This window comes from Microbulbifer sp. SE14 (assembly GCF_059834885.1).
Genome location: NZ_JCBAJA010000024.1, coordinates 1 through 22,576, shown reverse-complemented (window position 1 = coordinate 22,576; position 22,576 = coordinate 1). Strand labels below are relative to the sequence as shown.

14 protein-coding genes are annotated in these 22,576 nt (G+C 63.5%); 5 read left to right on the top strand and 9 right to left on the bottom strand.

Annotated elements, in window-relative coordinates; all coding sequences use genetic code 11:
- Window positions 1-125: 125 nt before the first annotated feature.
- From AC6R19_RS16165 to AC6R19_RS16125, 9 genes are all read right to left on the bottom strand, one after another.
- Window positions 126-1,208 carry a LacI family DNA-binding transcriptional regulator gene (locus tag AC6R19_RS16165; protein ID WP_500580879.1) on the bottom strand — a complete coding sequence of 361 codons (1,083 nt, stop codon included), beginning with the start codon at window positions 1,206-1,208 and terminating at the stop codon, window positions 126-128.
- A 138-nt stretch (window positions 1,209-1,346) separates the two neighbouring features.
- A complete protein-coding gene (locus AC6R19_RS16160; protein ID WP_500580878.1) occupies window positions 1,347-2,852 on the bottom strand; it encodes a tryptophan halogenase family protein in 1,506 nt (501 codons plus the stop codon).
- A gap of 11 nt (window positions 2,853-2,863) precedes the next feature.
- Complete coding sequence (locus tag AC6R19_RS16155; protein WP_500580877.1) at window positions 2,864-3,889, bottom strand: cupin-like domain-containing protein; 1,026 nt, start codon at window positions 3,887-3,889, stop codon at window positions 2,864-2,866.
- 4 nt (window positions 3,890-3,893) lie between these two features.
- Window positions 3,894-4,628, bottom strand: coding sequence for a SapC family protein (locus AC6R19_RS16150; RefSeq protein WP_500580876.1), 735 nt, complete (start codon window positions 4,626-4,628; stop codon window positions 3,894-3,896).
- 164 nt (window positions 4,629-4,792) lie between these two features.
- Entirely contained in the window at window positions 4,793-7,834 is a 3,042-nt protein-coding gene (locus tag AC6R19_RS16145; protein ID WP_500580875.1) for a TonB-dependent receptor, read from the bottom strand.
- A 522-nt stretch (window positions 7,835-8,356) separates the two neighbouring features.
- Window positions 8,357-9,373: a FecR family protein gene (locus tag AC6R19_RS16140; protein ID WP_500580873.1), complete on the bottom strand. Its 1,017-nt coding sequence runs from the start codon at window positions 9,371-9,373 to the stop codon at window positions 8,357-8,359.
- Window positions 9,373-9,948 (bottom strand): RNA polymerase sigma factor, encoded by a 576-nt coding sequence (locus AC6R19_RS16135; protein ID WP_500580871.1) that lies wholly within the window; start codon window positions 9,946-9,948, stop codon window positions 9,373-9,375. The genes AC6R19_RS16140 and AC6R19_RS16135 overlap by 1 nt, the downstream gene beginning before the upstream one ends.
- Window positions 9,949-10,043: 95 nt before the next feature.
- A complete protein-coding gene (locus AC6R19_RS16130) occupies window positions 10,044-12,797 on the bottom strand; it encodes a TonB-dependent receptor (RefSeq protein ID WP_500580870.1) in 2,754 nt (917 codons plus the stop codon).
- A 123-nt stretch (window positions 12,798-12,920) separates the two neighbouring features.
- Window positions 12,921-15,197, bottom strand: coding sequence for an alpha-glucuronidase family glycosyl hydrolase (locus AC6R19_RS16125; protein ID WP_500580869.1), 2,277 nt, complete (start codon window positions 15,195-15,197; stop codon window positions 12,921-12,923).
- A gap of 200 nt (window positions 15,198-15,397) precedes the next feature.
- On the opposite strand from AC6R19_RS16125, the gene AC6R19_RS16120 reads away from it, so the two are divergent.
- The 5 genes from AC6R19_RS16120 (at window position 15,398) to AC6R19_RS16100 (ending at window position 22,310) form a co-directional block, all read left to right on the top strand.
- The gene (locus AC6R19_RS16120; protein ID WP_500580868.1) at window positions 15,398-17,782 is read left to right on the top strand and encodes a glycoside hydrolase family 3 N-terminal domain-containing protein; all 2,385 of its coding nucleotides are present in this window, start codon (window positions 15,398-15,400) and stop codon (window positions 17,780-17,782) included.
- A gap of 252 nt (window positions 17,783-18,034) precedes the next feature.
- Window positions 18,035-19,018: a glycoside hydrolase family 43 protein gene (locus AC6R19_RS16115; RefSeq protein WP_500580952.1), complete on the top strand. Its 984-nt coding sequence runs from the start codon at window positions 18,035-18,037 to the stop codon at window positions 19,016-19,018.
- A 3-nt stretch (window positions 19,019-19,021) separates the two neighbouring features.
- Window positions 19,022-20,032: a DUF4380 domain-containing protein gene (locus AC6R19_RS16110; RefSeq protein WP_500580867.1), complete on the top strand. Its 1,011-nt coding sequence runs from the start codon at window positions 19,022-19,024 to the stop codon at window positions 20,030-20,032.
- A 305-nt stretch (window positions 20,033-20,337) separates the two neighbouring features.
- Window positions 20,338-21,549 carry a D-mannonate dehydratase ManD gene (gene manD / locus AC6R19_RS16105; RefSeq protein WP_500580866.1) on the top strand — a complete coding sequence of 404 codons (1,212 nt, stop codon included), beginning with the start codon at window positions 20,338-20,340 and terminating at the stop codon, window positions 21,547-21,549.
- 158 nt (window positions 21,550-21,707) lie between these two features.
- Window positions 21,708-22,310: a CPBP family intramembrane glutamic endopeptidase gene (locus AC6R19_RS16100; protein ID WP_500580865.1), complete on the top strand. Its 603-nt coding sequence runs from the start codon at window positions 21,708-21,710 to the stop codon at window positions 22,308-22,310.
- Window positions 22,311-22,576 lie beyond the last annotated feature (266 nt).

Sequence of the window (22,576 nt, the reverse complement as noted above, 5' to 3'; positions counted from 1 at the left end):
TTCTATTCAAACCCATCATCCTGACGGATTTTGAAACTGCTCGCAAACACCGCCCGGCATGTTGGGCTTCGCTACGCCCACTCCAACCTACGCGTAGGTTGGGGTGAGTCTCGCGAACCCCAACATCAGGAGTTCTTCACCACCTTGATCGGCGGGCGGCGGCGCGGTGGAGCGTCCGACTGGCGCCGCACCAGGGTGTAGTCCAGCAGCAGTTGCCGGCACTCCTCCTCCTTGCCGGCGCGGCGCGCGCGCACCTTCTTCACCAGCAGGTCCACGGCGGCGCGGGACATCTCGATAATGGGCTGGTGAATGGTGGTCAGCTCCGGCCAGATGGTGGTGGCCAGCGCCGTGTCGTCGAAGCCGCACACGCTGAGATCGCCGGGCACGTCCAGGCCGCAGCGGTGGGCCACGGCGACAGTGGCCGCGGCCATATCGTCGTTACTGGCAAAGATGGCCGTGGGAATCACGTCGCCGCCGAGCAGCTGCTCGGCGGCGTCCAGGCCCGATCGGTAGGTGAAGAGGCCCTGGGCCACCAGTTCGCCCGGCGCCTCCAGGCCCGCCTCGCGCAGGGCGTCGCGGTAGCCCTCGAGGCGGCGCTCGCTCGCTACCTGGTTGGTGTCGCCGACGATAAAACCGATGCGCTGGTGCCCCAGGGAAATCAGGTGGCGCGTCATGGCGTGGGCGGCCCGGTAGTCGTCGATACTCACCGCGGAGACATTCTCCTGCGGGCGGCTGGTGGCGATGGCCACCGCCGGGGTGTCATTCGAGTCGAGCACTTCCAGCAGCTGCGGGGAGTCGGACAGCGGCGGCGGCAGCAGTATGCCCTCGACACCGCGGGAGATCAGCCGGTAGGCCACCTCCTCCGCATCCAGCTCCACATCGCACTTCTCCACGATCAGCTGCACATTGTAGCGGCTGGCCTGCTCCAGGCCGCCGACCAGCAGCTCGCTGAGGTAGGCGGCACTGGGGTTGCTGTACAGCAGGCCGATATTGATCTGATCCGCTCCCGCCAGGCTGCGCGCCGCGCGGTTGGGCGTGTAACCGAGGGCCTCGATGGCCGCATTGACCGCGTCCCGGGTCCGGGCCCGCACATTGCTCTCGCCGTTGATCACCCGCGACACCGTCATCGGCGATACGCCGGCCTCGCGGGCGACATCACTGATGGTGGGCGCGCTGCCGCGCTGGCGACGAGGTTGTCTCTGCTTCACTTTTCGTTGGCCTGCATAGGTTGCAACAACCGCCCGATAGTAACAGAAAAATGCGGGCCCGCTAGCCGTACATCACTTCGCCCGGCCCTCCCCCGGGCAAGCAAGGAATGACCGTTCCGGAGGACAGACGCGCCAGAATCAAGAGGACGGCATGTCGGCGGGACAGTACTTTTCCAGGAACTTGTGATGTATGGGCATATTGTCCACAGCACTGGCAATATTTTGCTGGAGTGATTCGAGTGCTCGCCGCAGGCGCTCATCCCCCAGCAAGGCCCCCATATGGTGGTGGCTTCGGGGCATCAACCCCTGCCCGATCATCACGAACAGCCACGAGGCAGTGCGGAAGAGCTCCTCGCTCGCAGGCCTGACATAACCACTGTCACTGAAAAGCTCAATGCGCTCGGTAAGCGTATCCGGGATACCCATATCGCGGCAATCGCGCCAGAAGGACGTGTCGTCGCGCCGTGTCAGCTTGTAGTGCAGGATGATGAAATCACGGACCTGCTCAAAGTCGTCGCGCATTTGCTTGTTGTAACGCGTAGCGAGCGCATCGAGATTCCCGTCAAATGGAAATAGCTGGATCAGGCGCATGGCGCCGATCTGGATAAGATGGATGCTGGTACTCTCAAGCGGCTCAAGGAAGCCGCTGGAAAGACCGATCGCGACGACATTCTTGTCCCACGCCTTGCGACGACGCCCCGTCACGTAGCGAATGAGACGCGGCTCCGTGAGGGGCTCCCCTTCGAGATGATCGAGCAGCTCGCCATGTGCCCCCGCTTCCGATTGATGCGCGCTGCAGAAAACCAGGCCGTTGCCCACACGATGTTGCAGCGGTATACGCCATTGCCAACCGGCACTGCGCGCCATGGCCCGCGTATAGGGCGGTGCGCCCGCGGTCGCTTCAGTTTGCACCGCGAGCGCGCTGTCAGTCGGCAGCCAATGGCGCCAGTCTTCGTAGCCGGCAGCGAGGGTCTGTTCGATCAGGAGACCGCGAAAACCGGTGCAATCAACGAATAGATCACCGCTCACCCGATCGCCGCTTTCCATCACCAGCGCCGTGACATAACCGTTCCCAGGGTCCTGCTCGACGCGCGCGATCTTGCCCTCGATGCGCCTGACACCCTTGGGCTCGAATTTCCGGCGCAGGAACCCGGCGTAGAGTCCCGCATCCAGGTGATAGGCGTAGTTGATCTTCGACGACTCCGATACCGCGAACTTGCCCGCGGCCGCGGCCTGGTGTTCGAAACAATAATCACCAATATCACCGCCGAACCCTCTGGCTTTCGCCATTAACCACATATGGTGAAAATCGGCCATCCAGGTCGATTTGCCGACATCGCCGAACGGGTGGATATAGCGATCACCGATCCTTCCCCAGTTTTCGAATGATATTCCCAGCTTGAAGCTCGCCTGGGTTGCGCGCATGAATTCGCGTTCATCAATGCCCAAGAGTGCATGGAATGACCGAAAAGTGGGAATGGTCGCTTCGCCCACGCCCACCGTACCGATCGCGTCGGATTCCACCAGGGTGATATCCAGCAGGGGCCCCAGCTGCTGCGCGAGTGCCGCCGCAACCGTCCAACCAGCTGTACCACCGCCGGCGATAACAACGCGCTTGATTGCCTGCTCCCGCTGTTTCTGCATACCGGAATCCCTCAGCGATTGAGACGGCGCAGCAGCACAGAGCGCAGGCGCCGGGCCCTAGATTCATCCAATGGCCCGAGATAGCCGCGCGCAGCATCGGGTAAGTGTGCAGCTACCCGTCCCGCCGGCCCGAACACGTAGTAATCAAACATGGCGCGCCAAGCGCGCTTTTCCGGTTCGGGACGATCGCGCAAACTCAACAGCGCGTGTAACAAAGTGTTCTGCGGAGTGTCCACGAAATCAGGCACAGTGTTCCACCAGTAATTGACCATGATATTGAAAGGGTCGAGCGCGCTGACCTGATGCCACCACATCGCCGGCAGGTACAACGCATCGCCGGGTTCTAGCTCGGCCACCTCTCCAGCTGCCAGGGCCTCACGCAGCCCCGGAAAGCGCTCGAAATCCGGGGCATCGATATCGGCCATGGTGACCACCTGTCCACCCGGCGTCGGCTCCAGGGGGCCCGGATAGAGGTTCGCCACTTGCTCCGGCGGGAACAGCGCAATGCGGCGTCGCCCCACCAGACAACAGACCATGTTGTGCGACAGGTCATGATGGGCCAGCGCCGTGGTACGGTTTCCTATCCAGGCGCTCACCATCGGCGAGTTGTTTGTAAATATGTCGTGGTTGAGTAACAAGTCGTTCTCCGCCCGAAACCCTGGCAGGAACAGATCGACGTCGGTCGAACCAATGTAGAAGGAGGGCGCGGTCGAATCATCGAGATGTTCCAGGATTCGATCGAGATATTCGCCCAGGTCGCCCTGGTCCGACTGGAAGTTGAGTTGTGTGGCATCATCCGTGTAACCGAAGCGCCCCTTGAGTTCGGGCCGTGCGATGAAGGCAGTGATCCGGCGCCCCCGGTAAAAGGATTTCAGGTAGTCTGCTGCCTGCCGGGGCGAAACCGTACACGTCAGTGGCCAATCGCTCACCAACCCCTTGATCACCACCGGCCTCGCGCCGGCCATGAGCGCCTCGAAGGGAATTTCGTCTGGCGCGACACCTTCTATTACCCGTGTCTCGCTTGGAATCTGCGTCATAATGTCAGTTCCGCTGGGCAGCGCGTTTGCGGTTCTTGAGCTCGATCAGCCACTCGATATTACCGAGTGAATCGGCCACCATCAGGGCCAGCTTCAGGTAGCCGGCTCGATTCAAGCGCTCCAGAGAAGGTCCGTCAAGCGCCGCCAGCCGTTCGTGACTGATGGTAAAAAAATCCGGTAACCTGTACTGCACCCGGTCATCGAGACTGACCTTGATCTCCATCGACTCAATCAGCTCCGCCTCAGCAAAAGCAGCGAACATAGGTTTCGCGGCCTCCGCGCCATGGACGATGAGTTTCAGTATGCGATGGATGTGTTGAAGGTACGGAGAATGACCACCGTGTTTCAGGAATACCGGCTCGCCCTCTGCTCGGCTGATCCGGGGGTGGTCGAGATTGACATGGATCATTGGCTCGGGGTTCGCCGACCCGCCTGTCTCCTGCTGGTGAAGGCCGATGAGAAAGGGGCCGCGTTGCTGGATGGCCGGCACGTAGCGGGCATTCCAGCCGGCCTCGTCCAGAAACAGGTTTTCCCCCTTGTCGAGCCCCAGCAGCGCAACCGCCTGAAAACCTTCTTTCGGGTCTCTGCGAAACAGGATGGGATATTCCCGCTGCACAAAGGCGAACTCTGTGGGAAAGACCAGCGCCATATTGACGCTATCCCCGAACTCGGCTGAATGACCGGTTCTAACCCTGAGGTCCTTGTGCTTCACATTATCCAAAAGAGCGGTGTTCGCCATGAGAATATCCGGTGAAATATAAATGAATACTACCAAACTCAATGAACGCAAAACCAGTCTGGCGCGAATACTACAGCCATTCAAGTGCGTTAACGGACCCTGATCCCGATAAAAAGAAGGGCCGCCATTGCGGCGGCCCTTCCTGCCTCGCTCAAGTCAAGGGTTTACCATTTGTACCGCAGGCCCAAGGCATAGCGCGGCTCGAGTTCGTAAGCCCAGATGACCATTTTCTCCTTGCGGCGATACTGCAAGTGATCCTCGCCGGTCAGGTTGATGCCTTCGAACTGCAACTGGAAGTTATCGTTGAGGTCGTATGTGACGTTCAAGTCAAACTGCCCATATGCCTCGGTGTACTGCGGACTCCTGCTTCCGCCCTGGTTGGTGGCGTTGAGGAAGTCGTCGCGCCAGTTGTAGGCAAGGCGGGCAGACCAGCCGTAGTCCTCGTAAATCAGCGTCATGTTGGCCGTGTCCGACAGCCCCACCAGGGCAAACTGGTTCTCATCCGGATCCTGACCGGGGTCGGCCTCCACGTCACCGTTCACTATCGTATAGCTGCCCGCAATACCGAAGCCGGTTTCACCGAAAAAGTGCTGCCCGGCGATTTCCCAGCCATCGATCCTTGCGTCCTCTTCGTTGATAGGCTTGCTGACCCGGAAATCCATAAGCGGATCGTTACCGTCGGCTTCCACGTCGTAAAGGCCGAGAATCTCGTCGACATATTCCTGGGGCAGTTGACCGCCGCTCAGATTGGACTCGAACTCTGCCCGCGCTGCGGCAACGTCACCGTTATTCGCGTCGATAAGCGCCACCATCGTGAAGAGGTTGGCCGGGGAGCGGTCGATGCCCAGGTCATCAATCACGTCGAGAGCATCACCCGAGCGTGAGCCGGGCACACCCGCCGTCGGGTCGCGCAGGTCAAACAGCGACTGATTGAACACCCCCGTTCCCACAAAGTTCTTCACGGTCTTGTCAAAGTAGCCGACGGACACATAGCTCGAATCCGCGAAGTACCACTCGAACGAGGCGTCGAAGTTCTTTGACTCCAGCGGCACCAAGCCCGGAGAGCCCGTATTACCACCCGACTGGCCGCCGAGTACGGTGGGATTATTCGGATTCTGGTGCGACGTCGCGGCGAAGAGATTGCTGTAGGGCACGCGGCCGATGGTCTCACTGTACGAGAGACGCGCCACGAGGTCTTCAGTCAAGTCAAACTTCAGATCAAGGTTTGGCAACAAGTGGTCGTAGCTGGCTGTGCCCACGACATCCAGCTTCTCGCTGCTGAACCGGGTCACGAAATCGTTGTCCGCTCCCCACACGATGGCAGTCGGCACGGACTGCAGTGAGGTCGACTCAACATCCGTCTCCTCGTAGCGCAGGCCGGCGTTCAATTGGACCGGGATACCGGCCAACTCTGTGTCCAGTTGATAGCGGGCATAGTACGCCATGATATCTTCCTCGACCCAGTTCTGACTGGCGTTCACGGACACAGCATTATCCGCATAGGCCAACTGGAGTATCGGGAACAACTCGGCTGCGTCTCCCCGGAAGGCCGCGTCTGCCTGACCAACCGGGTAATCGTTGAACTGGCACTCGAGGCAGAAAGCCTCCACGAGGCCTGGCGCCAGCTCTTCGAGATCCCGCGGATTTGACGCACCCCAGGTGCCGAGATCCTGATAGGTGTCGGACGAGGCCACGTAGACTTCGGTATCGCGATAGTTCACGCCGAAATCGAGCCGGCTTGTATCCCAATCAAATGAATAACGCAGATCCAGCTCTTTAACGTCGCTGTCCTGTTTCTGCGTGGCACTCCGCTGCGCCTGGGTGGCGAGATCACCCGCGTCGATAACGCCGTTGTTGTTACCCTTGCCGGAGTCGTCGAAGGTGTAACTCTGAACCGGGAAACCACTTCTCCAGTCCACCGAGTGCTGCGAGATAACCGGTGCAGCAAAGGCCACAAAGGTTGCCGTGTGGCCCAGCGGATTGTTCGGCCGCGCCTTGCCCCCCGAGGTGTGCCCGTCGAACCGCAGTGTCTGGTTGTCAGCCAGATCCCATTCCATATTCAGTCCGAGCGAGTTGATCGACTCCTTCGTGGCACGATTGGTCTGCTCGAAACCCATGTCCTTGGTGCCGTCGTTGTTCTCCTGCATGAACAGCGCCTGGGAGACAGGTCCGTCACCATCGAAGATGAGTTCATCAAACGGCGTGGCGAACCAGTTGGTCTGCTCGACCCGCATTTCCGTCTGCTCGTTGTCGACGTAGGTGTAGTCCGCGGTAAACCTCAGGGTATCCGACGGGGCGTACTGCACTACGAGCTGACTATTCAACCGTTTGCGGCTGATTTCGCTGTAGTCGTAGCGACTGTCCTGCGGAATCGCGAACAATTCGCCCTCACCGGGTACATTCTGGTAGTTGCTGGGGTCGCCGCCTGCACGAACTTTGCTGGTATCCGACATGAAATCGCCGTCTCCCCGAGAGACCACCCAGTCGTTCGTCTGCCCCATCGCCGCCCCGGAATCGCGCTCGGAAAATGAGCCGGTAAGAGCGACACCGAAGGTCGAATCGTCATTGGACCAGTTGAACAGGCCGGAAACCTCGGGCTTCCAGTCATCGCCGTTTGGCCCGGCACTCAAGTCGTTGATGGATTTGGCCGATAGGCTTACCGTATCGTCCGATTCGAGCGGACGAATCGTCTTGATATCGATGGTGGCGCCAAGGCCGCCGGACGGCAGCAGGGCATTGCCGGTCTTGTAGACTTCCAGGCCCGAGACACCTTCGGCAGCCACGTTTTCGAATCCGAAACTGCGCCCCTGGGCACCAGTGTAATTGTCGCGCTGCCCGATAATCCCGACTGTGGCGGTTGGCAACGTCCGGCCATTCAGGGTGACCAGGTTGAAACCGGGCCCGAAGCCGCGAACCGTGACTTTTGAACCTTCACCATTTTGGCGGTCGATCGCAACGCCGGAAATACGCTGCAGGGATTCCGCCAGGTTAGTGCTCGGGAACTTACCCATATCCTCGGCGGAAATGGCATCGACCACACCACTGGAATCGCGCTTGATATCCATCGCGCGCTCCAGAGCACTGCGGATGCCGGTGACCGTGACCTCCTCCAGCGCTTGTGACGAATCCTGGGCCATCGCCTGGTGGGTTCCGGCCATTGCGGCCATCACCATGATGACTTCGGACAGTTTTTTCTTTTTATACATACAAGGTCTCCCCTCATCGGATTTTCCCGCCGGGCCTTACCCCCGACCACGCACCTCCGAGAGTGCTCCAGCGGTTTGGTTATTGTGTTGCTTCCCGGGTGGTACATCCCGGACAAAATGTTACCGCTACCATAAAATAGTAAAGCCATTTCTCACTTTATTTCAAGCTCTTTACAGCTCTTACGGTAATAAAGGCCAATTGAGTGGTAGCGCTTAACAACTCAGCGGACGCGCATTTCGTCAATTGTCCTGCGCACAGGCATGAAACGGATGGAGGAGTCGAATCGTCCCCCCCGGTATGGGCTTTTGGGGGAGAGGGGCTGCTCACTTTGTGGCACTAAGCCGACGCCGGGGCTCCCCCCACTGTCGGCATTCTTTTTTACCGCCCCTCTCTCCCAGCCCCGTTGACTCACGCCATCCTTGGCGCTCGCCCGCTTCGCGGGCGCCGTCGGCGTCCAAATTTGATCCCGTCAAATTTGTCCCGCAAGTGGGGAAGGGGAGCCCTGAGCTTTCGGGGTTTGCTCAATCGGCCGCTGCCCGCGGCCATATCACCACGCGGTCGCCGGCTTCGCGGTAGACGCTGACCGGCAGGGATTTCTCCAGCATGGAGAGCATTGTCTCGACCTGGTCCGCGGAAAAGGAGGTGGTCAGCCGCAGTTCCGCCAGCTGCGGCGCGCCGAGCACTATCTTGCCCTGGCGGTAGCGGTTGGCGTCCGCCACCACTTCCGCGAGCCGCGCATCGCGGTAGATGAGTTTGCCCTGGCGCCAGCCGGCCAGCTCCTCGGGAATCACCGGTTCGACCTTCCCGCTGCCCTGTGCCCCCATGCGCACGGCCTGGCCGGCGAGCAGGCGCACTTCACTGGCTGCCTCCCCGGGGCCGCCCGGGCTGCTCTCGCGACTCACATCCACTATCCCCTCTTCCACGGCGACCTTGACGCCGCCGGGGGCGCGGTGCACTTCGAAGCGGGTGCCCACCACCCTGACGCGGGTATCGCCGGCGGCGACATAGAAGGGGCGCGCGGGATCGCCGGCGACGGCGAAAAATGCCTGGCCTTTCACCAACACCAGGTCGCGGCGGCGCTCGCCCAGGCTGGCTTCGATGCGCGAGTCGGCGCCGAGGGTGATTTCGCTGCCATCCGCCAGGGTGACGGTGCGCGTCTGGGCTATCCCGGTGACGTAGCTGCTGGTTGCGGGGGAGCGATTCCACGGCGTGTCGATACAGACTATGCCGATGGCCAGAACCATCACCAGTGCCATCGCGAGTACCGGGGCCGGCGCCAATGTGCGCGCAAGGAAATCGCGCGCGCTTGCCCACCAGCCATTGGGCTCGGCGCGCAGCCGCGCCCCTTCGGTGGCGTCAATCGCCCGCAGGCCTTCGCAGATCCGCTCCAGTTGCCGGTAGCTGGCGCCGTGTGCCGGCTCCGCCAGCCACTGTTCGAATTCTGTCTCTTCCCGCGGACTGAGATGGCGCTCGTGCCGGAGCATGAACCACTCCCGCGCCCGGTCATCCACAAGCTTCCGATTGCGCCCCTGCGCCATCACAAGTCTCCACCATTGGCTCGCAGCTCGGCCTGGCAAGCCGCCAGCGCCTTCGCCACATGTTTCTTTACGACGGTCTGCGACAGGCCCTCCCGCCGCGCGATTTCCGCGTAGGACAGGCCGTCGACACGATTCATCAATAACAGCCTGCGCCGCTTGTGCGGCATGCTCCAGAGCACGCGACTGATCAACCCCAGCAGTTGGCGCCCCGCCACTGCCCTTTCCGGGCTCAGGCTGTCGACCTCCCGCTCCGGGTCTCCCTGCACCGCCTGCGCGAAGCTCCTGCGCACCTGGTTGCGGCGCAACTGGTCGATGGCGGCGTTGTTGACCGCCCGGTACAGGAAGGCGCGGACGTTCTCGACCTCCACCGTCTCGAACTGGGGCGCAAAGCGCGCAAAGGCCAGCTGCACCAGGTCCTCGGCCTCGGCCACGCCCAGCCCGAACTTATTGGTGGCGTAGCGGCACAACTCCGGATGGTGCTCGCGGTAGTAGTCGCCGAGGGTCTTGTTGCGGGATCCCTCGCTGTTTTCTGCCGTCTTTTCAGGCACCGGGAAGCCGGCACGCGCTTGCAGCATGGCTATCGTTCACTGTTGTTATTCTCTCATCTCGCCCAACTGGGACGCAGGGGCACCGGCAATCGTCCCCCCACCAACTGAAAAAACAGGGCCGGTCAATCGAACTGCAGCCCCAACTGAACGCCGAAGGTGCGGGGCGGGGCCAGGTAGAATTCCGGGTGCTCCAGTTCCGGCGTCTGCACGTCGTAGCGCACCACCTCGTCCGTCAGGTTCTCGCCGTACAGCTCCAGCCACCAGTTGCCGGCGCCGGGCTCTATTCTGATGCCGGCATCCCAGCGCCAGTAGGCCGGCTGGAAATCGATGTTCGCGGCGGAACCGTTGGGATCCTCCACCCAGAGGCCGGTGCGGTTGTCCAGCAGTACACCGCTGCGCTGGCCGCGGTTGGCCTCGTCGAAAAAGACCTCGTCGGAGTAGCGCAGGCCGAGCCGCGAGGTGAGCCGCAGCAGATCCCGGACCATCAGGCTGTGGCTGTAGTTGAGGCCGAAGCTGAGTCGCGGCGCCTGCTTGAGTCGGTTGCCACTGAAATCCACCAGATCCGGATTGTCGGCACCGGCGGCAGCCGGGTTCCAGGTCCGGCCGTAGCGCGGGAAGTCGTTGTCCACGCCGAGAAAGCGGTCGTAACGGGCGTCGAGCAGCGACACGAAGCCGCTGAGGCGTCCGTTGAGGCTGGCGGCCCAGTTGAGCTCCAGCTCCAGGCCGCGAATGGTGGCTGAGGCGGCGTTGGTGCTGCGCACCCGCTCGAAACCCCGCTCGTCCACGGCGACGCCGGATACCTGCAGATCCCGGTAATGGGTCTCGAACAGGGCGCCGTTGACGGTCATGGCGCCGTCGAGGAGGCCCAGCTTGAAACCCAGTTCCAGGTTGGCACTGGTCTCGGGTTCCACATAGGCGCGCACGTCGGGGTCGTCGCTGTTGTTGCGGGCGATGAGTTCCGCCAGGGCCGCGCGGAAGGCGGGATCGTCACCGCCGCCGTAGACGCCGGCCAGGCCACCGCCGTCCTGGACCATGCCCGGCTTGAAACCCTCGGCGTAGAGAAGGTAGAGCAGGGTCCGCTTGCCCGGTTTGTAGGAGAGCCGCGCCATCTGGGTGGTGCTGCGCCAGGAGCGGGACACGTCGTTGTAATTGCTGACGAAACACTGGCCCTCTTGTGCGGACTCGCGGTTGACCGCCACCGGGCCCAGTGCGCCGCCACGGTCGGCGCGGATCAGGTCCGGGCAGCCGATATTGCGCCCGCCGCGGTCGTAGCGCTGGTCGCGCCCGCTCCTGGCACCAGCGGACAGTTGCCAGCGGGGCGACAGGTCCAGATCCAGCTGGCCGTAGACGGCGGCGAGACGCGAGCCGCGGTCCGGCTGCTGGAAGCTGTGCGAGGGCGCGCCGCCCCAGCCGCTGCCGTCGCTGTCCTGGTGCTCGAGATCAAAGCGGATGTCGTTGCGCTCGCGGAAATCGAAATAGGCCAGCAGCCAGCGCAGCGCCTCGTCGTCACCACTCTTTAGCTGCAGTTCGTGCTGGCGCGAGACGTTCTCGGCCCAGACGGTGTGGTGGCTCTGGTGGTAGATCAGGGGGTCCGTCTCGCTGCCCGGGGCGCCGCTGCGGTCGCCATCCCAGATCTGGCTGCGCCGCATGCGGCTGTAGCCGCTGATGTAGGTGAGGTCGATGCCGTTATCCAGGGTCCACTGCAGGCGGCTGCGAAAGCTGTCCTGCACCAGGTCGGTGCGGCCAGGGGTGTCGATCAGCACCGGGGTGTCGTAGTCCGCCACCGGCAGGCTGCCGGCGCCGCGGTCTTCGAAGCGCTCGTAGCTGGACCACCAGTTGAGCCCGTCGTCGAGCTGCCAGTCGGAGCTCAGGCGGTGGCTGAACAGGTCGGTATTGTTGTAGCGCCGCGCCGCGGCGGTGGATGCAGAGCCGGGGGCGAATCGGGTATAGCCGTCGGATTCGTCGGAGACGCCGGCAAGCCGCAGCGCCCAGTCGCCGGTCACCGGCAGGTTCACCACACCGCTCAGCTTCCTGCGCCGGTAGTTGCCGAGGGTGGCTTCGACGCGGGAGAAGGCTTCCCCTTCCGGTTTCGCCGTGTGGTAGTTGATGACGCCGCCGGTGGAGTTGCGCCCGAACAGGGTGCCCTGGGGGCCGCGCAGCACTTCCACCCGGTCCAGGTCGTACAGCATGGCGGCGGGACCCTGGCTGCGGCTGCTGTAGATGCCGTCCACATGGATGGCGAGACCCGGGTCCCCGGCCTCGGTGTAGTTGTCGGAGCCCACGCCGCGCAGGTAGAGCATCGACGCCGTGTGATCGCCGTTGCGCGCGATCTCCAGGCTGGGCACCTGCTCGGCGAGTTGGTACAGGGTGTCTATGCCGCGCCCGGCGAGCAGCTCACCGTCGAGGGCGGTCACCGCCATGGGCGTGTCCTGCAGGTTGGTGTGCCTCTTGCTGGCCACGACCACCACCTCTTCGAGAGTGGGCCTGTCTGCGGCGGTTTTCCCGGACGCGGCTGGTTCACGCCCGGCTTCCGCTGCCGACGGGGGCAGTATCACCAACCCCTGGCCGTCCACCTGTTTGAAGCCGAGCCCCGAGCCTGCCAGCAACTGTTGCAGGGCCTCCGCGGCCGGCTTCTCTCCGCTCAGTGGTGACGACTGTCCCGCCAGGTCGATCCGCGACGAGGCCAGCACCGCCAGGCCCGACTGGCGGGAGAATTCCAGCAGCGCCCGGTCCAGCGGCTGCGCTGGTATGTCGAAACGGTGGCACTGCGCCAGCAGCGACGCACCATCGCTTTCCAGGGCGGATGATAGGCTGCCGCCGACACCCAGGAATGCCGCCAACAGGAACGGGAAAGCTGACCGAATGTGGTGTCTCATAATCGCCGGGAGGCGCGGGGGCGGAGCCGGTGAGGCCGCGGCGGGCCGCCAGCGCACTATTTATTGTTATGACTGTGCAAAGTACACCGGCAAAAGGCGGCAGATCAACCGCGCCCCACTACTTCAGGGCACCGGCTGCGCCCGGTAGTACTCCAGCGAGTGCGCGGGCTCGCGCACGCCCTCGGGCAGCGCGCGACCGGACACTTCGCGGAAGTAGGCGATGCTGGCGTCGCGCCACCAGCGCGCCTCGCGCTGCTGTATGGCCAGGAAGCGCTCGGTCTTGGCGAAGCGCTCCGCGTCCACGAAGGGTTCCAGTTCAGCCCAGGCGTCCCGCATTGCATCCACTTCATTCACCCCGCGGTCGTAGCGGTGCACAAGCTCCGCCCACAGGCTGCGGCCGGATCCCATCGGGTAATCCCAGGGCAGGTGGTGGAACCACAGCAGGTAGTCGTCGGGCACGGAACTGCGGCTGCCGAAAAGGCGCGCGACCGGTGGCGCATACTGGGCCACCGCATCGCTGCCCTCGGCGGTGCGATCGAAGCCGATGCCGTTGCGGTCGGCGCGGTGGTAGTAGGCGGGATTCCACTCCGGGCGGCCCAGATCGTCGACCCAGGGCGCCGGCCCGTAGTGGTGGTCGGTGCCCATCAGGTGGGCCAGCCCCAGCGGGGTCATGTAGTCCACCGCCGCCTGGCGCGAGCGCAGCATGATGTCGCGGGCGGGCTCGACGAAACGCTGGTCCGGGGTGAAGGTCATTTTCAGCCACTCCCCGGCGATATCCCGCGCGGAAAGATCGGGATTCCAGGCCAGGCGGCCGAAGGCGTACCAATTTGACTGGTTGAAGATGGAACCGCTCCAATCGCGGTCGCTGCCGATATTGGAGACGCCGGCGATGCCGGTGTGGGTGTAGCCGTGCAGGCTGCCGTCGATGACGCGGGCTACGGTGGCGCTTCCCCCGCAGCTTGCCACTCCATCCCCGTAGGAGTGGCCGTTGGCCGCGATTGACGGGCCTGCGGCTCGCTTTGCCCCCTCCCCCGGCCCCTCCCCCGCAAGCGGGAGAGGGGAGCTAGCCCCAGCCACTCTTCCGGCCTGGCAGGTATCCGCATCCAGCACCTCCTCGAACAGCGGGCCCAGGTACACCAGGTGGGTGGCGAAGCCCAGGTACTCCTTGGTGATCTGCAGCTCCAGCATCAGGTTGGTCTCCTCCATGGCGCCGAACAGCGGGTGGAAGGGCTCGCGGGGCTGGAAGTCGATGGGGCCGTTCTTGACCTGCAGTATCACATTGTCGGCGAAGCGGCCGTCCAGGGGCTGGAACTCGCTGTAGGCCTGCTTGGCCCTGTCCTCGGGATTGACGTCCGAATAGACGAAGGCGCGCCACATCACCACGCCGCCGTGGGGCGCCAGGGCCGCGGCGAGCATATTGGCACCGTCGGCGTGGCTGCGGCCGTAGTCCTGGGGCCCCGGCTGGCCCTCGGAGTTGGCCTTGACCAGGAAACCGCCGAAATCGGGGATGGCCGCGTAGATTTCATCGGCCTTTTTCTTCCACCAGCCGCGCACCGCCGGATCCAGCGGGTCGGCGGTTTCCAGGCCGCCGATCTCCACCGGCGCGCTGAAGCGGGCGGAGAGATAGACGCGGATGCCGTAGGGGCGGAATACGTCGGCCAGCGCCGCGGTCTTGGCGATATAGCGCGGGGCCAGGCTGTCGGCGTTGGTGTTGACGTTGTTGAGCACGGTGCCGTTGATGCCAACGGAGGCATTGGCGCGGGCATAGTCGGTGTAACGAGGGTCCGCGTATTCCGGCAGCTTCCACCAGTCCCACAGGGACTGGCCGGCGTAGCCGCGCTCGACGGTGCGGTCCAGGTTGTCCCAGTGGTTCAGCAGGCGCAACTGGATGCGCGGGTGGCTGGCGATATCCAGCTCCGCCAGGGGCTGGCGGGTCTGCAGCAGGCGCAGAAAGTGGAAGGCGCCGTAGAGGACACCGATATCGCTGTTGGCGGCGATGGCGATCGCCTTGCGGCCGCCGGTGTCGACGCCGCGGATCAGGTAGCCCTCCTCCCCCAGGGATTCCAGCGGCAGCTCCAGGCTCGCGATCAGGGGCGACGAATCCGGCGTGCCGACCAGCAGCGCGCCCTTCCCGCGGATTTTTTCCGCCAGGGTTGGCGCCTCGCCGAGCAGGCCCGCCAGGCCGCGCCGGAGTTCGCCCCGCGCCGCGGCCAGGGTCGGCGACGGGGATTGCGGCATCACCAGCGAGCGCAGCGACTCGCGGTAGGCCGAGCGCCACTCGGGCTCCAGCGGCCGGTAGCGCAGCCACAGGTCGTAGCCGTCCTCGGCCGAGGCCAGTGGTGCAATCAATAATGACAGCAGCAGTGCCGCGCGGCACACCAGCAGGGATGAACATCGCATCGCCGAATCCTCGTTATTGTTTTTCTCTCGCTCAGACTGCGCGCGGTCTTTGACCAAACGTAACTACTCGCCCATAGGAAATCCGCATCGATTTACGGGGAATAGTTACGACCGAACCTTTGACAAAGACCGGCGCTGATTTATTATGGTAGCGCTATCATAAACTGAAAAACAACAATAACGATGGGAGGAAGAGCAGCGTGCTATCCCCACAGCGACTAACACTACGACTGCCCCGACTGCTTCTCGGCCTCGGCGCCGGCGCCGGACTGGCCGCACTGATGGCCTGCAGCGGCGGCAAAACCAGCGCCACCCTCTACCGGGATGCGGGCGCACCGGTGGACGCGCGGGTCGAGGACCTGCTGGCGCGCATGACCCTGGAGGAGAAGGTGGCCCAGGTCACCACCCTGTGGCAGGACAAGGCGAATATCGTCGACGCCGACCTCAATTTCGATCCCGCCAAGGCCCGCGACCTGCACCCCCACGGCATAGGCCAGATCGCCCGCCCCTCCGACCGCCGCGGCGCGCCCGACACCGGGGAGGGCGGCGGCCAGCGCTGGCGCAGCCCGCGCAACACGGTGGCATTTATCAACGCGGTGCAGGACTACGCGCTGAACGAAACCCGCCTCGGCATTCCGGTGCTCTTCCACGCCGAGGCGCTGCACGGCTACGCGACTCGCGATGCCACCAGTTTTCCCCAGGCCATAGCCCTGGCCAGCAGTTGGGACACCGAACTGGTGCAGCGGGTGAACCGGGTGATTGCCCGCGAGGTGCGCGCCCGCGGCGTGCCGCTGGTGCTGTCGCCGGTGGTGGATATCGCCCGCGACCCGCGCTGGGGACGCATCGAGGAGACCTTCGGCGAGGACCCCTACCTGGTGGGCGAGATGGGCGTGGCCGCGGTCAGGGGGCTGCAGGGAGACAGTCTGCCGCTGGCGGACGACCGCGTCTTCGCCACCCTCAAGCATATGACCGGCCACGGCCAGCCGGAGAGCGGCATCAACGTGGGCGCGGCGCCCTTCGGCGAGCGCACACTGCGCGAATATTTCTTCCCGCCCTTCGAGCAGGTGGTCAGGCGCACGCAACTGGGCGCACTGATGGCCTCCTACAACGAGATAGACGGCGTGCCCAGCCACGTGAACAAGTGGATGCTGAACGACGTGCTGCGCGGCGAGTGGGGCTTCGAGGGCGCCGTGGTCAGCGACTACGAGGCGATCGAACAACTGGTGGACCTGCACCACCTGCTGCCGGATATGGAATCCGCAGCCGCCGCCGCCCTGGACGCCGGCGTGGACTCCGAACTCCCGGACGGCCGCGCCTACCCCACCCTCGCCGACGCGGTGCGCGGCGGCCGCGTCCCCGAATCGCAACTGGACCAGGCAGTGCGGCGCATGCTCAGGCTGAAATTCAACGCCGGCCTGTTCGAGAACCCCTACGCCGATGCCGACAGGGCCGAGGCGGTCATCGAAGATCCCGACACCCGCCAACTGGCCCTGGAGGCCGCGCGCAAATCCCTGGTGCTGCTGAAAAACGACGGCGCCCTGCCCCTGGATGAATCGGCAATAAAAACCCTGGCGGTCATAGGCCCCAACGCCGCGGTGGCGCGCCTGGGCGGCTACTCCGGCCTGCCGCGCCAGCGGGTCAGCCTGCTGGACGGCATCAGGGCGCGATTCCCCGGCGAGGTGCGCTACGCCGAGGGCGCGCGCATCACCGAAAGCAGCGACTGGTGGGCGAGCGAGGTGCAGCTCGCCGACCGCGGGGAAAACCTGCAGCGCATCCGCGAGGCGGTGGAGACGGCCCGCGATGCCGACGCCATAGTGCTGGCCCTCGGCGATACCGAGCAGACCAGCCGCGAAGCCTGGGCAGGCAACCACCTGGGGGACAGGTCCAGCCTGCGCCTCGTCGGCGAACAGGAGGAACTGGCGCAGGCGATGTTCGCGCTGGGCAAGCCGGTGATCGTGGTGCTGATCAACGGCCGCCCGCCGGCGCTGGAGGAAATCGCCGCGGGCGCCAACGGCCTGATCGAGGCCTGGTACCCGGGCCAGGAGGGCGGCACCGCCCTGGCCGAGGCACTTTTCGGCGACACCAATCCCGGTGGCAAGCTGCCGCTCACCTTCGCCCGCAACGTGGGCCAGCTGCCCCTCTACTACAACCACAAACCCAGCGCCCGGCGCGGCTACCTGTTCGACGACAAGAGTCCGCTGTTCCCCTTCGGCTTCGGCCTCAGCTACACGGAGTTCGAGATAGGCGCGCCGCAGCTGTCGGCACAGTCGATCAAGTCCGATGGAAGCGTAAAGGTAACAGTGGAAGTACAGAATACCGGCGAGCGCGCCGGCGACGAGGTGGTGCAGCTCTATATCCGCGACAGGGTCTCCTCGGTGACCCGGCCGGTGAAGGAACTGCGCGGCTTCGAGCGCGTATCCCTGCAGCCGGGGGAGAAACGGAAAATCGAATTCACCCTGGATTCACAGGCCCTGTCACTGTGGAACAGCGCCATGCAGCGGCTGGTGGAGCCGGGGGAATTCGAGATTATGGTTGGGCCCAATTCCACCGATTTAAAAACGGTTACATTGACGGTGGAAACGTGAATTCGCGAACCCGGCCGATCGCCCCCCTGTAGGAGCCTGCCTGCAGGCGAAAAAGAACGGAGCTCCGTCGCGATTCGCCTGCAAGCAGGCTCCTACAAAGAAACCGTATTTGATATCAAACAATAAAGCCGGAGAAAAACAACGATGATGCAGAAGAAGCTCTTTATCGCACTGCTTGCCCTGGGAACCACAATGTCCGCCGCCGCGGAAGAAGTCCCCGACGTCATCCAGAAAGAAGCCGAAAACCGCCGCATGGCCCAGGAGCGCAAGTTTACCTCCCAGCCCCTGGTCAACCACATCTACACCGCCGACCCCTCAGCCCACGTGTGGAACGGCAAACTCTACATCTACCCCTCCCACGATATAGAAACCGATATCCCGATGGACGACACCGGCGCGCACTTCGCGATGCGCGACTACCGCATCCTGTCCATGGACAAAATCGGCGGCGAGGTAACCGACAACGGCGTGGCCCTGTCCGTCGACCAGGTACCCTGGGCCAAGCGGCAGATGTGGGCGCCGGACGCGGCCAGGAAAGGGGACAACTACTACCTGTATTTCCCGGCCAAGGACAAGCAGGACATATTCCGCATCGGCGTCGCCGTGAGCGACTCCCCCACCGGCCCCTTCAAGGCGATGGAAAAACCCATTCCCGGCAGCTACAGCATTGACCCGACCGTGTTCGAGGACGACGGCGAGCACTACCTCTATTTCGGCGGCATCTGGGGCGGCCAGCTGCAGCGCTGGCAGACCGGGGAGTACGTGGCGGAGGACAGCTACCCCGCCGCCAGTGAGCCGGCCATAGCGCCGATGGTGGCAAAACTCTCCGACGATATGCTCAGCTTCGCCGAGAAGCCGAAAAAAATCCTGCTGCAGTACCCGGACGGCAAACCCATTGCCGCCGGCGACAACGACAAGCGCTTCTTCGAGGCCGCCTGGCTGCACAAGTACGGGGACACCTACTACTTCTCCTACTCCACCGGTGACACCCACAATATTGCCTACGCCACCGGCGACAATCCCTACGGCCCCTTCACCTACCGCGGCGTACTGCTGGAACCGGTGCTGGGCTGGACCAACCACCACTCCATCGCCGAGTTCGACGGCCAGTGGTATCTCTTCTACCACGACACCCAGCTGTCCGGCGGCCAGACCCACCTGCGCAACGTGAAGATGATGCCGCTGGCCCACAACGACGACGGCAGTATCCGGACCCTGAGTGCCTTTGCGGACTGAGCCATGAATAAATCATTTAAGTACTATTTGCTGCTCGCGGCCCTGTCCTGTGCCGGTGCGGCGCAGGCACAACCGGCCGTACACACCCTGGAAAACGACCACCTGAGCTACCGCTTCACGCCGCAGATCGGCGGCCGCGGCCTCGGCTTCTCCGCCGCGGGCATGGACAACCTGCTGAAGCTGGGCACCGCGGTGACAGAGCAGCCGGATCCAAAGGTCTCCGCAGAGGCGGGGGCTATCCCCTACTTCGGCCATATCGTCTGGCCCGGCCCCCAGGGCGACTGGTGGCAACAGCAGGCCGTCAACACCGAACGCCGCGCGGAAAAGGCCGTGTGGCCGCCGGACCCCTTTACCGTGTTGAGCGATTACAGCCTGGCCGAGATGAACGAAACCTCGGCAAAAATCGTCTCCCCCGTCAGCCCGGTCACCGGCCTGCAGCTGACCAAGGAGTTTGCGCTGCAAGGTGATGCCCTGCTGCACCGGGTGCAAGCCACCAACCGCCGCGACGAGAGTGTCAGCTGGGATATCTGGTTCAACACCCGCGTCGGCCCGGACGCCCGCATCTATGTGCCGGTGACTGATTTCGACCGCGACCTGCGCCTGGAGAAATTCCCGGAAATGTCCGCCGAGGCAGAGGCGGATAAGGAAAAACGCCAGCGCGGCTTTTTCGATTTCGCCCGCGGCGAAAAGATCAAGGCCAAGGCCTTTATAGAACCCGCCGCCGGCTGGATCGCCGTCTTCACCCGCGGCCAGCTGTTCGCGATCGAATTCCCGCAGCAGCCGCGGGAGTCGATCCACCCGGACCAGGGACAGGTGGAACTCTACCTGGAACAGGACCCGGCCGACCCAAACAGCGGCGTGCTGGAACTGGAAGTACACGCACCCTACAAAACCCTGGCCCCCGGCGGCTCCATGACCGCAACGGAAAAATGGCGCGCAGTGGCCTATACAGGAGAGGACACCCTCGAGGGGCACTTACAGGCACTGCGAGAACTCGATCTCGAAGGGCTTTAATCGGGACTCGGAACTCGGGACTCGGGACTCGGAACTCGGCCGTAGGGGCGAACCTTGTGTTCGCCCGCGCGGGCCGCAGGCCCGCTCCCCTCTCCCGCTTGCGGGACAAATCGGCAGGACAGCCGATTTGGACGCCGAAGGCGCCCGCGAAGCGGGCGAGCGCCAGGGACGGCGCGAGTCACTGGGGCTGGGGGAGAGGGCAACAAGGCTTCTCTGGCTGAAACCACTGCCGATCGCGGCCACGGGCCGCTTCCGGCCGAGCCGCTCCTACAGCGTCAACCCCAAATTCTTGGAAGAAGGAATCCATGCCAAAAATCACCGCCGCCCGCGTCATCATCACCAGCCCCGGGCGCAACTTCGTCACCCTGAAAATAGAGACAGACGCCGGCGTGCACGGCGTCGGCGACGCCACCCTGAACGGGCGCGAACTGGCCGTGGCCAGCTACCTGGAAGACCACGTCATCCCCTGCCTGATCGGCCGCGACGCCCACAAAATCGAGGACACCTGGCAGTACCTCTACCGCGGCGCCTACTGGCGCCGCGGCCCGGTGACCATGTGCGCCATCGCCGCGGTGGATATGGCCCTGTGGGACATCAAAGCCAAGCTCGCCGGCCTGCCGCTGTACCAGCTGCTCGGCGGCGCCTGCCGCGAGGGCTGCATGGTCTACGGCCATGCCAACGGCGAAACCATCGAGGACACCCTGAAAGAAGCCCGGCGCTATATCGAGCGCGGCTACCGCGCCGTGCGCCTGCAGTCCGGCGTGCCCGGCCTCAAATCCACCTACGGCGTCTCCAAAGACAAGGATTTCTACGAGCCCGCGGACGCGGACCTGCCCACCGAAAATATCTGGTCCACGGAAAAATACCTGCAGAGCGCACCGGAACTCTTCGCCGCCGCGCGGGAACAGCTGGGCTGGGATGTGCACCTGCTGCACGACGTCCACCACCGCCTCACGCCGATAGAGGCGGCGCGCCTGGCCAAAGACCTGGAGCCCTACCGCCTCTTCTGGCTCGAGGACGCGGTGCCGGCGGAAAACCAGGCCAACTTCCGCCTGATCCGCCAACACAGCACCACCCCGCTGGCGGTGGGCGAGGTGTTCAACACCATCTGGGACTGCAAGCAGCTGATCGAGGAACAGCTGATCGACTATATCCGCGCGACGGTGCTGCACGCCGGCGGCATCACCCACCTGAAGCGCATCGCCAATCTGGCGGAACTCTACAAGGTGCGCACCGGCTGCCACGGCGCCACCGACCTGTCGCCCATTACCATGGCCGCGGCACTGCATTTCGGCCTGTCGATCCCCAATTTCGGCATCCAGGAGTACATGCGCCACACCGCCGACACCGACGCCGTCTTCCCCCACCACTACCAGTTCGCCGACGGCTATTTGCATCCCGGCGAGGCGCCGGGGCTGGGAGTGGATATCGACGAGGCGCTGGCGCAGCGATATCCGTACAAGCGGGCCTACCTGCCGGTGAACCGGTTGGAGGACGGGTCCATGCACGACTGGTAAGCCGAGAGCCACGGCCCGGCTCGCCGGCCTGCATGCCCGCAGTAGGATGGGCAAAGCGAAGCGTGCCCATCAAATGCCTGGTTGCGCTTCACCCCCATTTCCACGCAGAACGCGCACAAGGCAAGTCGCCCCCGCTGGCGGCATTACGTGGTCAACCTATGGAAATGATGACGCTTGGCAAGGCTTTACAGAATGCCCTCCCGTTTCTCGTGCCTGTCTTCGTCTATATCGCGGTCCTTCGCCTCTGGAGAGGGATCCAACTTCCCGAGATTGCAGGAAGGCTCGGCCTGTCCCTGGGGAACGTGCAATCCTACATATATGCCTGCATTGTTACCGCGTTTGTGATCTTGCCGACCATATGGATTTCATCTTGGGCAAGCACGTTCCAGGGCTCAATGCTCGGACCTTATGCTGGTGTTGCCGCAGGAGTCGTCTCGGTTTCTTCTGCGCTCTTTTATGGATTCATTGCGACCGGGATACCGGAGGAGTTAGTGTTCCGTGGCCTCATCGCTGGAGCACTCTTCCGTCGGCTGTCCTTTTGGAAAGCCAATCTAATTCAAGCGAGCATCTTTCTCGCACCGCATCTCCTGGTCCTGATCTTCGCCCCCCAGCTTTGGCCCATCGTTATCCTGCTGCCCTTCGGAGTCGGACTCGTAGCCGGCTGGCTTAGGCATTCTTCGGGCAGCATTTGGCCTGGCGCGCTGTTTCACGCCATACCGAATTCGACGGGCGCCTTGTATATAATGAATTGGAACGGATAGCGGCGTCGCGTCTGAAAGAGATACTCGCTGAACATGGCTGGCCGGTATTGGTCGGAGATAGCGCTGCGGCACATCCAAATATTGAGCATTTTATGTACAGCCCTTGTCAGGCCGAAGCATATGACGCCGTAACGAGCCAGTTGCACAATCAGATTAATTGTAGTGGCATAGTGAATCTGGTCACCTGGTTTTGAGTGTATGATCACTCACAGAGAAAGTCAGGTGGATATGATGACGAAGAAGAGAAATTTCAGCCCGGAATTCCG

What these genes read in the sequence shown, in the direction of transcription:
- AC6R19_RS16125 (WP_500580869.1), bottom strand. Translation starts at nt 15,197, where the DNA reads ATGCGATGTTCATCCCTGCTGGTGTGCCGCGCGGCACTGCTGCTGTCA.
- AC6R19_RS16115 (WP_500580952.1), top strand. Translation starts at nt 18,035, where the DNA reads ATGGCCCAGGAGCGCAAGTTTACCTCCCAGCCCCTGGTCAACCACATC.
- AC6R19_RS16160 (WP_500580878.1), bottom strand. Translation starts at nt 2,852, where the DNA reads ATGCAGAAACAGCGGGAGCAGGCAATCAAGCGCGTTGTTATCGCCGGC.
- AC6R19_RS16130 (WP_500580870.1), bottom strand. Translation starts at nt 12,797, where the DNA reads ATGAGACACCACATTCGGTCAGCTTTCCCGTTCCTGTTGGCGGCATTC.
- AC6R19_RS16110 (WP_500580867.1), top strand. Translation starts at nt 19,022, where the DNA reads ATGAATAAATCATTTAAGTACTATTTGCTGCTCGCGGCCCTGTCCTGT.
- AC6R19_RS16145 (WP_500580875.1), bottom strand. Translation starts at nt 7,834, where the DNA reads ATGTATAAAAAGAAAAAACTGTCCGAAGTCATCATGGTGATGGCCGCA.
- AC6R19_RS16140 (WP_500580873.1), bottom strand. Translation starts at nt 9,373, where the DNA reads ATGGCGCAGGGGCGCAATCGGAAGCTTGTGGATGACCGGGCGCGGGAG.
- AC6R19_RS16150 (WP_500580876.1), bottom strand. Translation starts at nt 4,628, where the DNA reads ATGGCGAACACCGCTCTTTTGGATAATGTGAAGCACAAGGACCTCAGG.
- AC6R19_RS16135 (WP_500580871.1), bottom strand. Translation starts at nt 9,948, where the DNA reads ATGCTGCAAGCGCGTGCCGGCTTCCCGGTGCCTGAAAAGACGGCAGAA.
- AC6R19_RS16155 (WP_500580877.1), bottom strand. Translation starts at nt 3,889, where the DNA reads ATGACGCAGATTCCAAGCGAGACACGGGTAATAGAAGGTGTCGCGCCA.
- manD (WP_500580866.1), top strand. Translation starts at nt 20,338, where the DNA reads ATGCCAAAAATCACCGCCGCCCGCGTCATCATCACCAGCCCCGGGCGC.
- AC6R19_RS16100 (WP_500580865.1), top strand. Translation starts at nt 21,708, where the DNA reads ATGGAAATGATGACGCTTGGCAAGGCTTTACAGAATGCCCTCCCGTTT.